This is a genomic window from Bacillus cereus group sp. MG16 (assembly GCF_040459875.1).
Lineage (GTDB): Bacteria > Bacillota > Bacilli > Bacillales > Bacillaceae_G > Bacillus_A > Bacillus_A paranthracis.
Genome location: NZ_JARVHE010000001.1, coordinates 2,629,431 through 2,642,005 on the forward strand (window position 1 = coordinate 2,629,431; position 12,575 = coordinate 2,642,005).

Consider the following 12,575-nt stretch of genomic DNA (forward strand, 5'->3'; position numbering starts at 1 on the left):
TAAAAAATTATGCTTTAAATATTGTCATATTTGCTTCTTTAAGATATCCTTTTCATGAAGAGGTGGAAAACATGGAAAAAGTACTAGTTTTCGGGCATAAAAACCCAGATACAGATGCAATTTGTTCTGCAATTGCATATGCAGAATTGAAAAAAGAATTAGGAATGAATGCTGAGCCTGTACGTTTAGGCGAAATCAGCGGTGAAACTCAATTTGCGTTAGACTATTTTAAAGTAGAAGGACCGCGTTTTGTTGAGACAGTTGCAAACGAAGTGGACAACGTTATTTTAGTAGACCATAACGAGCGTCAACAAAGTGCTAACGATATCGAATCTGTTCGTGTGTTAGAAGTTATTGATCATCACCGTATTGCTAACTTTGAAACAAGCGATCCTATTTACTACCGTTGTGAGCCAGTTGGTTGTACAGCTACAATCTTAAACAAAATGTACAAAGAAAACGGCGTTACAATTCGTAAAGAAGTTGCAGGTTTAATGTTATCTGCAATCATTTCAGATTCTTTACTATTCAAATCTCCAACTTGCACAGAGCAAGACGTAGCAGCAGCTCGTGAATTAGCGGAAATCGCTGGTGTAGATGCTGACAAATACGGCTTAGAAATGTTAAAAGCTGGTGCTGACTTAAGCGGAAAAACAATGGAGCAATTAATCTCTCTTGACGCTAAAGAATTCCAAATGGGTAATGCGAAAGTTGAAATCGCACAAGTAAACGCTGTTGATACAAATGACGTTCTTGTACACCAAGCTGAACTTGAAAAAGTTATCTCTGCAGTAGTAGAAGAAAAAGGTTTAGACCTATTCTTATTCGTTGTAACTGATATCTTAACTAACGATTCTGTCGGTCTTGCGATCGGTAAAGCAGCAAACGTTGTTGAGAAAGCATACAATGTATCTCTAGAAAACAATACTGCTACATTAAAAGGTGTTGTATCTCGTAAGAAACAAATCGTACCAGTATTAACAGAAGCATTTCAAGCGTAATATTATTGAGTATGATTTAACAAAAAGACAAGTAGTCAGATTGGCTACTTGTCTTTTTCTTTCTCTAAAAAACAGAAAATTAGATTTTTAAAAGGAGAGTTGTGTATGTTTAATGATTTGGAGAGTAAATTACAGTCACTTTTAGAGCGAAATATTACTTCTGTTTTAGAATTAGAAAATTGGATTTTCGATGAATTGCGTGTAAACGCTGAAATAGAAGAGAAGATAACAAGTAGTTTAATCGCCACGTATAGAGATACAGGTAACAGAAATATGCGTGATTTACATATGTATAATCAAAATACAATTCAACCACTTTTAAAAAGATACAATGCAAAGTTTGACCAAAAATTTATAGAGTGTCCGTTTTCTAACTTATTAGACGAGCGAAAATATGCATTTATGAAAAAAGCAAGATTTGTAAAGAGTAAAATGTTTAATGAAAAAAACATTGCTCTTTCTATTAAAGAGCAAGAGTGCATTACGAAGTATAGAGAAATAATGTCTAACATAACAATTAATTGGGAAGGCGAGCAAAAGACGTATGCACACGTTAAAGCAAAGCTAGATAACCCAAATAGAGCTATTCGCGAAAAAGCTTGGCACGCTTTATGTGAAGCAAGGAGTGCAGTGAAACCAGAAGTGGATCGTATTATGAATGAACTTATACAATTGCGGAATGAGATAGCTTTAAATGCAGGGTTTAATAATTATAGTGAATATGCTTTTAAACAAAAAAACAGAGATTACAGTATTGATGATTGCTATAAGCTCCATGAATCTATAGAAAAGTATGTTGTACCAATTTGGAAACAGTTAGGAAGTATTTCTAAAAAGAATCTCGGTGTAAAAACGTATCGCCCTTGGGATCTTTCTCCATGTAATTTACCAAAAGTCCCATTCCAAAATGTGATTGATTTATTAAATGGTGTGGAAGAAATATTTCGAAAGATAGATTTATATTTTTATGAGAAATTTATTCATATAAGGAAAGCTGGATGCATTGACGTAGAAGAACGTGAAAATAAAGCACCAGGAGCTATTTGTTTTACCTTGCCTCATAGTAAAGAGGTTTTTGTGTATTCTAATTTTAGTCCTTCATTTTATGCAATTAATGCACTTATACACGAAGTGGGGCATGCATTTCATTTTTATAAACAATTTAAAAACGATAGTAGTATGCAGGAAAGATATCTGCGCGAAGAGGTGGCTGAACTTTATTCCCTCAGTCTTGAGTTATTAGTAATGGATAAGCTGAATGTTTTTTATAAGCAAGAGGATGAATATAAAGAAGTGCAACGCGTACAAATATATCGTGCTTTGTCTTTATTAATGTCGTCAATTGTAGGAGATGTATTCCAGCACTGGATCTATGCGAATCCAAACCATACACCAGAAGAACGTGATAAGAAATACGCCGAACTATGCAAAAGATATCAATATTCAACAGTCGACCTTGCAGGATTAGAGGATGAAATCGGTGCAAGTTGGATAGAGTCATTTCACTATGTTCAGTTTCCTTTTTACAAAATTGAATATGCAATTGCACAAATAGGAGCAATGCAATTGTTTCAAATTTACCGGGAAGACCCAGAAAAAGCGATTGCTTTCTTTAAAGAAGGTGCGAATGCAGATTGGAATTTATCTATACAAGAAATATATGAAAAAACAGGTGTCACGTTTGATTTTTCGGAAGAAAGGATAGAAAGTACTGCAAGTGTTATTTTGGATGTGATCAATGAATTAAAATAAGGATAGCACTCGCTATCCTTATAACTGTTTATTCGTAGATTTTTTCTTGTTTATATAAAATGTAATAATAGCTGTAATTAGGAAAATAGGTAGGGCATACGCTTGCCCAACAAACAATTTCCAGCCAATATGATTATAGCCTTGGGATGATGGAGCGATCATAGCGATTATGCAAATTATAATATAGAGTACTAGTGCAGGGAGTATATTTTTCATTTGTTCACCTCCTTCTAAAGATATCCTATTTGATTATTTATATACTTTAATTATTATTAAGGGCTTTGAAAAGTAAATATACTATTGTTTATAGTATTATAATATTTATAAGGAGGTACTATGTTTAAATAGGGTAATGGGGGTTCAAATCTTAAAAAAGTGAATTATTAGTAAAAAAGATAGTCATATGGTAAAAGATGTAATTTTTATATTTGATATCATTATATAGCATGTTGAGGTCAAAATGTATAAAATAATTAACTTTACTTATGCAGGAGAAGAGGTAAGAAATATATGGGAAGGTTATGCATAATTCCATGCGGAAAGAAGAAAATTTGGGATAAGTATCCTGATTACGGACCGATGGAGGCAAAAGATGTATATATTAGCCCGTTCGGAAAAGCATGTCAGGCATATGCAACAATGTTTTTTGAGAGTTGGGTTATATTATCGGCGAAGCATGGATTTTTAAGGCCAAATGATATTGTACTAGAAAACTATGATCTTGCGTTTGATTCAAAGAGCGATAAGGTAATAAGTATAGAGCAATTACAAAAACAGATGGTAGATAAAAGTTTACTACAGTTTGACGAAATCGTCTTACTTGCAGGGAAAAAGCATAAAAAAGTAGTAACAAAGCTATATCCAGAAGAAATGATTACATATCCGTTAGAAGGATGTAAAGGAATTGGATATATGTTGCAGAGGTTGAAAGAGGCAGTGAAGGAAGAGGAGGAAATATAAGTATAGTTTCGGTCACCATGAGCTTAAACTGTTTTTAGGGAATTAAAACGTAAAATAGAGTTTTTAAGCATCGCCAAAAAGGTGATGCTTTTTGTTCGTGTCACCACTTTTTATATCGAAAACGATTTGCCTTCACCTTTAGAAAATGTAGGATGTATGGGGACAGTTAAGATTGTAAGAGGGAATAGCAATAAGACAAGTTTTGAATATGATATTAAGAAAGGAGATGTTGATAAATAATGGCCAGATATAGTTTGCATGGAGGACACAATAGTATTGTTCAAGGGGCTAATTTTGGGAATCGGAAAGAACACGTTCTAGATAGGCAAGTTAAAGATGCTGTGGCGGCTAAGTTAAGATCCCTAGGACACACGGTTTATGACGATACGGACGAGGTAGGGACAACTCAATCACAAAATTTAAATAATATCATTCGGAATAGCAATTCCCATGCTGTGGATTTAGTTATTTCTTTTCATCTTAATGCAAGTGATGGAAATGGACAGGGTGTTGAGGTTTTGTATTATGATCAGAAAGATTTGGCGGCTAAAATATCAGCTCAAATAGCAAAAGATATTGGATGGCGTGATCGAGGTGCGAAACAACGTACAGATTTAGCGGTATTAAATGGAACGAAGGCACCGGCTATTCTTATTGAATTAGGATTTATTGATAATGAATCCGACATGGCAAAATGGAATGTTGATAAAATCGCTAATTCTATTGTATTTGCTCTTACAGGACAAACTGGAGGAGGTGCAACGGACTTGCTCAAAGTAAAAACTGGTGGTGTAGCATTTAGCAATTTACAAGCTTTGGCTCAGGCGATGGTTGATGCGGGTATTGATGGACAAATTGTCGTTCAGAAAGATGGCATTGGTTATGCTATAACGAATGGCTATCCGTCCGGAAATATCGATAAATTTACAGCTTGGTTAGATGCACGTAAATGGTACTATGAGTACTTGAGATAAAACGAAAATTAGTTTGATTAAAAACTAAAAATTGTCTTATTTTTAGCTAACAAGTATATTAAGTAATTAATAATTATGTAACTATAAATATAGATAATGTATATGTAAAGTAGTACACAAAACCACCTTTCTGACAGGTGGTTTTGTGTATCCCGCTTTAATGGGTAGTAAAATTCATACCTCAAAATTCGGATAAAGCTAAGAAATTAGCTGGGAATTGCACTGCTTGTGGCCTCCTACTGATTATAGTTTAGAGCTTTGTAAGTCTTTACTTATTAAACCCGTAATAATATTTTATTTTCTCAATACATAAGCCGAATTTTAAATTATTACTAAATAATACAATACTTCTCATACTATTTATTAGATGATAATAGCAAAAAAACAAGCTTTGAATATAATAATGAAAAAGGAGATGTTAAATAATGGGTTATATTGTAGATATTTCGAAATGGAATGGCGACATTAACTGGGATATTGCAGCACCACAATTAGATTTTGTAATTGCACGTGTGCAAGATGGTTCAAATTATATAGATCCTTTATATAAAAATTATGTACAAGCAATGAAAGCAAAAAATATTCCGTTTGGTAATTATGCGTTCTGTCGTTTCGTTTCAGTAGAGGATGCACGGATAGAGGCGAGAGACTTTTGGAACCGTGGTGATAAAAATGCCACAGTTTGGGTAGCTGACGTAGAAGTAAAAACAATGAACGATATGAGAGCGGGTGCACAAGCTTTTATTGATGAATTACGCAGATTAGGAGCTAAGAAGGTTGGTTTATATATTGCTCATCATATGTATGATCCATTTGGAATGGCAAATGTCAATTGTGATTTTGTATGGATTCCTCGTTATGGTGGTAACAAACCAGCCTACCCATGTGATATTTGGCAATACACAGAAACAGGGAATGTAGCTGGCATAGGAAAATGTGATTTAAATAAGTTAATGGGAAATAAACCGTTAGTTTGGTTTACTAATCAAACTATTGAACAATCGACAAAACAAGAAGGAGTTGGAATTATAGTGAATAAATTTAGTAAAGTTGTTACGTATGAATTTGGTACAGCATTAGTAGTAGAAATGTTAGGAATGATGGATGCTCTTGGGTATGAATCTCGTATTATCTCATATGGAGATAAACAAGGATTAGTTAGATTTGAAACAGCATATCGCCAAGGGAATGAATTAGATCGAGCGACAGCGTGGTTAGATGCTAAAGGACTTAAATATTTTTATACAAAAGAATAGTTTGCTAAATAAAAAGCCGTCATGTGACGGTTTTTTATTTTTATGTAATCTTTTAACTCTACTTATAATATGGAGAAAATAGATTAACAAACAAGCCATTATATACTTTCAAACATAGAATATGATGCATTCTATCAAGGAGGAAGCATATTTATGAGAAATACTTGTCATTGTGGACATTTTCAAGATTGTAAAAAATTTTGGGATGATTTGATGTTTGGGAGATATAGATGTAAACGCAATGATTTTCACGAGTGTTGTTGCACAGAGAAACCGAAGTGTGAGTGTGAAAAATGTCATTGTAAAACAAAAGCGAAATGCCATTGTAGGCATGAAGAGGAAGGGTATTAATAATAAAAAGGAGTACGATACGTACTCTTTTTTTGGGGTGATTATATTCCATGTTGAACAGATTTCTTTACAATTAACCATGTGTCTTTCTTTTTAATCGTTATAGCTACATTAGTTCCATTAGATTCCTTATAAAAGATATATCCATTGTTTGAGTTTACATATGTGACTGGTTCGCCTATGCAATCTCGCGAGCAGGATTTGTTGACTAGTTCAATTAGGGATAGTTCGCTTGGATCTGTTTTACTTGCTTCTATAACAGCATCAAGGTTCGTTTTTCGATAGCCTTGTAAGTTGATATGAAAAAGCTGCTCTATTTCTCCTGTAATGCTAGTATTCATTACTTCTACTGAATTCTTTTTTTCTTGAAGAAATCCGTTTTCATAAAGTAATTTTGTATATCCAATCCATGCTATTAATACTAGCATGAAAAATATACCCGTCATTTTAAGCGTTCGTAGTCGTTTACTTACAATAGTTTCTGAGTATTTCATTCAGTCTAATCCTCCAATGTTTTTAATTTAAAATATGCTTGGATACATACTTTTAGAAGAGGATGAAATTTGATGAGTTTTCAATAAAAAAGAAAACATCCAGAGTTAGATGCTTTCTTTTTTGTATTTTTTGCTATCTGTTCGTTACTTGTTTCATAAGTGGTCTAATTTCTTTAACCGGTGGTTTTTTATCATATACATCAACGTAAGAAAAGTAATAATTTAAGTTTCTAAGAAGTCCTTTTCCTATTTTAGCGCTTAAGAATGGAAATACTTGTCCAGTATAATCGTCGAGAGATTTACAGTAGTATTTTTCATCTAAATATATACTGTATTTACATGTTAGTTCTACTAGTGCATTCCCTTCATCATCAATTACTTCCTTAGAATCAATAATGTCTATTAATGCGAATTTTTCATTTAGATAAACTTTCTTCTTTTTCTCATGTTTATTTGTAAGTATAAATACGAGACCAATGGCGTTAATCAAATAGTTTCCTCCTATAAAAAACGGATATTAATAAAATATATCGATATAAGCTAAATGTAAAGAGCGGGGGCGAAATATCATTGATAGAAAGTTTAATAAGCCGATTTGTTTTTTCAAATCGGCTTATTGTTATTGAAATACTTGCGGGAATTGCTTTACGATTGCGTTTGTTATCATGTCGGACATTTCTAAAGCTTCTTTTTCAATTTTATCGTACAGTTTTACGCCTGCTTCATAATCTTTATTTAGGAATGCCAGTGCTTCTGCCTTAGTTAGTGATAAATGTTCATAAAACATTTTTCTAAATTCTTCTTTATCTATATATGGGTTGATGCTAGTAAGAAACGCAACAATTTCATCACCGTTAGCGTACCATTTTTTCTCTATAGCGGTAGCCGCATTTTGATCACCAGCTTTTGCGGCTTTAACAAGATCAGCTGCAATTACTAAGTGTTCTTTAATGAGTGCACTATATTTTTTTACAGCATCCTCACCATAGAATGGTTCGAGCGATAGTCCCATATGTGTTGCATTTTGAAGAAGCCGTCCAACTGTAACGTTTATGTCGGGTAAATTGAAAACAATACTTATAATAGCTAATCTCGTCCAAGCGACATGTTGTTCCCATAAGGAACGCATATAACCTTTTAAAAAGTTCTCATTTTTACTAATTCGGAAATTACGTACAGATGTATCAAAGTGTACATAAGGGTTATGATAGGGGGAGTAATACGATTGCCAATAAGTATACATAAACGGTAACACTCCTTTGAACATGTATAACTCAAAGTATGATGGAAATTTATTTTTAGTTACGTGTCCTCGTTTATTTTTAAAATTTGAGCGATCTTATTGTGGTATATATAGATAAAACGAATATAAAATAAAAGAGGCTCTGCAAGGGAAGTTGCAGAGCCTCAAAAGGGTATTGCCGAGATGTCGGACTCGACTACGTAATATTATCATAAAATTCTATTAAAAAAACCTGGTAAATGTGTCCAATTGAAAGGGAGTCTTTAATAAAGTCAAAGGGATCTGCTTCCCGCGGCAGATCCCATTAACTAGATAATGTCAATGAGCAAAAACTCATCTGGAGTACCTTTATAGTAACAAGTGAATTTCGTTTTGTGTATTGAGAAAAAAGAATTAGATATTTAAATGTTAAGCATTTATATTTTACCTTTTGTAATTATGACCATTTGTAGTGAGTGGATTATGGTTATAAAATGGTGATAAGATTTATAATTACATCTAAAAGTGTTATGAAATATATATAAATTAAAAAAGACCCGCTTATATAAGCAGGTCAACTTAAGGGGTTTATCCAACAGAATATTTCATATAATACCAACTGTATTGCAGTAAGTCTATAAGGGTTATATTGAGAAAATTATTATGAATGATCTATTTCGCACCTGTATTAACGTTTAAAAAGTTGAGAAAGAAAATGAAAAAGCTTTCTATAAGAAAATAATGGTTGGTACTTATAGTATGATTCATATTTCCACGCTTCATTATTTGAGAATTGGAGTTGGTTCGATATGGTTTTCTGTTTGATGGAACTAATATTACAGTGCTTCATATAGTAACCTCCTGAATTCATATGTATAAGATTAGTAGTATTCAAGGAGAATTAATAAAATGTGTATTTATTTTGAAATTCGTTATAATTGCTAATCATTCTCAAAAACGTAAAGAAGCATAAAATAATGAAAAAGCAGGCTGATAGTCATGTATTCATCACTTTCATGATGCATAAGAGATGATATAATAGGAGTAGATGAAAGATAAAGAAAAGCAGGTGACTCTTTTTTGTTTACAAAAGCACAAGAACTTTTAGCGTCTTATTTCGGTTATTCGTCATTCCGAAGAGGACAAGATGAAACAATTAAAAATGTATTAGATGGGAAAGATACTGTCTGTATTATGCCTACAGGTGGTGGTAAGTCAATTTGTTATCAAATTCCCGCATTAGTATTTGAAGGAACAACGTTAGTTATATCGCCTTTAATATCACTTATGAAAGACCAAGTAGATACATTAGTACAAAATGGTATTTCAGCTACATATATTAATAGTTCTATTTCGATTACAGAAGCGAATCAACGAATTCAATTAGCGAAACAGGGCCATTATAAGTTACTTTATGTAGCGCCAGAGCGACTTGATTCAATGGAGTTTGTTGACCAACTGATCGATATGAAAATCCCGATGATTGCCATTGATGAGGCGCACTGTATTTCACAGTGGGGACATGATTTCCGTCCGAGCTATTTACATATACACCGTATATTAGATTATCTTCCAGAAAAGCCGCTCGTATTAGCATTAACTGCTACGGCAACACCACAAGTTCGTGATGATATTTGCAACACGCTTGGAATTAATCAAGAAAACACGATTATGACAACGTTTGAGCGCGAGAACTTATCATTTTCTGTTATTAAAGGACAAGATCGTAATGCATATTTAGCGGATTATATTCGTCAAAATCAAAAGGAATCTGGGATTATATATGCAGCTACTAGAAAAGTAGTTGATCAGTTGTATGAGGATTTAATGAAAGCGGGAGTTTCTGTATCAAAATATCATGCCGGTATGAGTGATAACGATCGAAATGAGCAACAAGAACTCTTTTTACGTGATGAAGTGAGTGTAATGGTAGCCACATCTGCGTTTGGGATGGGTATTGATAAATCGAATATTCGTTACGTTATTCATTATCAACTTCCAAAAAATATGGAAAGTTATTACCAAGAAGCAGGACGTGCTGGCCGTGACGGATTAGATAGTGCATGTATATTGCTTTATTCTTCTCAAGATGTACAAGTACAACGCTTTTTAATTGATCAATCGACAGGAGAGTCTCGTTTTTCAAATGAACTTGAAAAACTGCAAAATATGACTGACTACTGTCATACAGAACAATGTTTACAATCATTTATTTTGCAATACTTTGGAGAAGAACCAAAAGAAGATTGTGGCCGCTGCGGTAATTGTACAGACGACCGAGAAAGTATCGATGTGACGAGAGAATCGCAAATGGTTTTATCTTGTATGATTAGGACGAACCAACGATTTGGTAAACAAATGATTGCACAAGTACTAACTGGATCTAAAAATAAGAAAGTCATTGAATTTAATTTTCATACTTTGCCAACTTACGGACTTTTATCAAATCGTAGTGTAAAAGAAGTGAGTGAATTTATTGAGTTTTTAATTTCAGACGAGCTAATTGCAGTTGAACATGGTACTTACCCGACACTAAAAGTAACGGAAAAAGGGAAAGAAGTGTTACTTGGTAAAGAGAATGTTTTACGTAAAGAACGAGTAGAGACAAGACAAATCGTTCAAGATCATCCTTTATTTGAAGTACTTCGCGAAGTACGTAAAGAAATTGCGCAAGGAGAAGGGGTCCCTCCATTCGTTATTTTCTCTGACCAAACGTTGAAAGATATGTGCGCAAAAATGCCGCAAAGCGATTCTGAACTTTTAACTGTGAAAGGGATTGGTGAACACAAACTTGTGAAGTATGGTTCGCACTTCTTACAAGCAGTTCAGCACTTTATTGATGAAAACCCAAACTATGCTGAAACTATTAAAACAGAAGTGGTGACAGAACGGAAGAAATCAGGGAAAGCTTCAGCAAATTCTCATTTGGAAACGTATGAAATGTATAAACAAGGTATTAATCTAGATGAAATTGCGAAAGAACGTGGATTATCAAGACAAACGATTGAAAATCATTTAATTCGTTGTTTTGAAGATGGAATGGAAGTAGACTGGAACAGTTTTGTTCCTGCAGAATACGAACAACTGATTGAAACTGCTGTGCAAATTGCTGATGGTGGTCTGAAATCGATTAAGGAACAACTTCCGAATGAAGTGAGTTACTTTATGATTCGTGCTTATTTACAAATTAGAAAGTAGTGACATGTAAAGGGGATAGGGATTTATGCATCACGTTTTTGTGTATGGCACGCTAAGAAAAGAGCAAACGAATGCTCATTATATGCAAGGTGCAATATGCATTGCAGACGAAGCATGGACGTATGGGGAATTATTTGATACAAACGAAGGGTATCCGGCGATGACTTATTCGAATGAAGAAAAGGTGTATGGAGAAGCTTATGAAGTAAATGATGACATATTGCGTAAGTTAGACGAACTAGAAGAATATACAGGTAATGCAGAGACGGATTTATATGAACGAATCACACAAATAGTATTTGATGGTGATAGGGAAATAGAGGCATATGTGTATATCGCTCAAGATAAAAATATGCTAAAGAAAGTTATCATTTCTGGTGATTGGTTGAAGTATCAACAAGGGAAATAATAGCAGCCATAGAGCAGATAGTGGAATTGTCCATTATCTGCTCTTTTATTTTTGGCACTTTAAAAATTCTTATTATTTAGATAAAATATAAATATAGGGAAATCAAAAGGAGGATTTTTCATGGGTATCAGAAATTTAGTTTCTCACCTGTAGTAGAAAAATAACGTACAGGAGGAGAATAATAATGAACGAATTAAATGTAAAAGAATTTTATAAAAAACAATTTGAATTACTAAGCTATGATATAAAAAATGAAAATTGGTTGCAGGAAGTTGCGAAAGAAGTACAAGAACAAATTGGATATCCATTTCAAACGATGTTAGAACTAGGAGCTGGAAATGGTGGTTTTGCAAGAGCGATGTCTAATTTGGATGTAAAGATGACTACTGTTGAGCTTGTACCAGAGTTAGTTATCTTTGCTAAAGAACATTCTACTAGTGATATTGAGATTCATTGCGCTGATTTTTATAAAATTAACTTTGAAGAAAAGTTTGATGTTGTTAGTTATTTAGATGGATTTGGTGTAGGGACAGATGAAGAACAATTGGTTTTATTAAAACGAATCCATAATTGGTTGAAAGATGATGGGTGTGCACTTATTGATATTTATCAACCATTATATTGGGAAAAAGCAAATGGACAAGAAATGCCGATTTATTCTGCAATGCGAAAATATGAATATGATAGTGAAAATGCTAGGATGCTGGACCACTGGTGGGAAAAGGATTCTTCAAATGATATCGTGACACAATCTTTACGTTGCTATACGATAGATGAGATTAGTAATTTATGTGCAGAGGCTGGTTTCAGTATAGTTGGGATTTTCCCAGGAGGAGCATATGACTTTGAAGAGAGGAAATATAAAGAGCAAGCGTCTTTAAATGAATGTTTATCATATCGAATAAAAGTAAAAAAGAGTAGGGATTAATTCCTTACTCTTTTTGTGCTTTTATAGTGT

At 33.5% G+C, this 12,575-nt stretch carries 13 protein-coding genes; 9 read left to right on the forward strand and 4 right to left on the reverse strand.

The features are described 5' to 3' along the window. Window positions 1–71 precede the first annotated feature (71 nt). Together ppaC and QCI73_RS13550 are read left to right on the forward strand one after the other, a co-directional pair. Window positions 72–1,001, forward strand: coding sequence for a manganese-dependent inorganic pyrophosphatase (gene ppaC / locus QCI73_RS13545; protein WP_000416850.1), 930 nt, complete (start codon window positions 72–74; stop codon window positions 999–1,001). A 105-nt stretch (window positions 1,002–1,106) separates the two neighbouring features. Continuing rightward, the gene (locus QCI73_RS13550; RefSeq protein WP_327923885.1) at window positions 1,107–2,753 is read left to right on the forward strand and encodes a M3 family oligoendopeptidase; all 1,647 of its coding nucleotides are present in this window, start codon (window positions 1,107–1,109) and stop codon (window positions 2,751–2,753) included. 18 nt (window positions 2,754–2,771) lie between these two features. Here QCI73_RS13550 and QCI73_RS13555 read toward each other — a convergent pair whose 3' ends face one another. After that, window positions 2,772–2,969, reverse strand: coding sequence for a DUF4017 family protein (locus tag QCI73_RS13555; protein WP_000789867.1), 198 nt, complete (start codon window positions 2,967–2,969; stop codon window positions 2,772–2,774). A gap of 294 nt (window positions 2,970–3,263) precedes the next feature. Between QCI73_RS13555 and QCI73_RS13560 the strand changes: the two genes are divergently transcribed. The 4 genes from QCI73_RS13560 to QCI73_RS13575 all read left to right on the forward strand — a co-directional run bounded on the left by QCI73_RS13560 (window position 3,264) and on the right by QCI73_RS13575 (window position 6,391). Continuing rightward, window positions 3,264–3,713: a DUF6884 domain-containing protein gene (locus QCI73_RS13560; protein ID WP_000532994.1), complete on the forward strand. Its 450-nt coding sequence runs from the start codon at window positions 3,264–3,266 to the stop codon at window positions 3,711–3,713. Window positions 3,714–3,952: 239 nt separating this feature from the next. Next, the gene (locus tag QCI73_RS13565) at window positions 3,953–4,687 is read left to right on the forward strand and encodes an N-acetylmuramoyl-L-alanine amidase (RefSeq protein ID WP_353823130.1); all 735 of its coding nucleotides are present in this window, start codon (window positions 3,953–3,955) and stop codon (window positions 4,685–4,687) included. 425 nt (window positions 4,688–5,112) lie between these two features. Continuing rightward, on the forward strand, window positions 5,113–5,943 hold the full coding sequence (locus QCI73_RS13570; protein WP_070806232.1) for a GH25 family lysozyme: 831 nt from the start codon (window positions 5,113–5,115) through the stop codon (window positions 5,941–5,943). Between the two features lie 217 nt (window positions 5,944–6,160). Next, complete coding sequence (locus QCI73_RS13575; RefSeq protein WP_353823131.1) at window positions 6,161–6,391, forward strand: hypothetical protein; 231 nt, start codon at window positions 6,161–6,163, stop codon at window positions 6,389–6,391. On the opposite strand, the gene QCI73_RS13580 is transcribed toward QCI73_RS13575, so the two are convergent. The 3 genes from QCI73_RS13580 to QCI73_RS13590 form a co-directional block, all read right to left on the reverse strand. Further along, window positions 6,336–6,788: a hypothetical protein gene (locus QCI73_RS13580; protein ID WP_000877599.1), complete on the reverse strand. Its 453-nt coding sequence runs from the start codon at window positions 6,786–6,788 to the stop codon at window positions 6,336–6,338. The two genes, QCI73_RS13575 and QCI73_RS13580, sit on opposite strands and share 56 nt — an antisense overlap. 133 nt (window positions 6,789–6,921) lie before the next feature. Next, entirely contained in the window at window positions 6,922–7,278 is a 357-nt protein-coding gene (locus tag QCI73_RS13585; RefSeq protein WP_029438629.1) for a hypothetical protein, read from the reverse strand. A 129-nt stretch (window positions 7,279–7,407) separates the two neighbouring features. Continuing rightward, complete coding sequence (locus QCI73_RS13590; RefSeq protein WP_000289003.1) at window positions 7,408–8,031, reverse strand: hypothetical protein; 624 nt, start codon at window positions 8,029–8,031, stop codon at window positions 7,408–7,410. A gap of 1,059 nt (window positions 8,032–9,090) precedes the next feature. Between QCI73_RS13590 and recQ the strand changes: the two genes are divergently transcribed. The 3 genes from recQ (at window position 9,091) to QCI73_RS13605 (ending at window position 12,545) form a co-directional block, all read left to right on the forward strand. Then, on the forward strand, window positions 9,091–11,208 hold the full coding sequence (gene recQ, locus QCI73_RS13595) for a DNA helicase RecQ (protein ID WP_353823132.1): 2,118 nt from the start codon (window positions 9,091–9,093) through the stop codon (window positions 11,206–11,208). Between the two features lie 25 nt (window positions 11,209–11,233). Then, entirely contained in the window at window positions 11,234–11,617 is a 384-nt protein-coding gene (locus QCI73_RS13600) for a gamma-glutamylcyclotransferase family protein (protein WP_353823133.1), read from the forward strand. Between the two features lie 184 nt (window positions 11,618–11,801). Continuing rightward, complete coding sequence (locus tag QCI73_RS13605) at window positions 11,802–12,545, forward strand: class I SAM-dependent methyltransferase (RefSeq protein WP_353823134.1); 744 nt, start codon at window positions 11,802–11,804, stop codon at window positions 12,543–12,545. Window positions 12,546–12,575 lie beyond the last annotated feature (30 nt).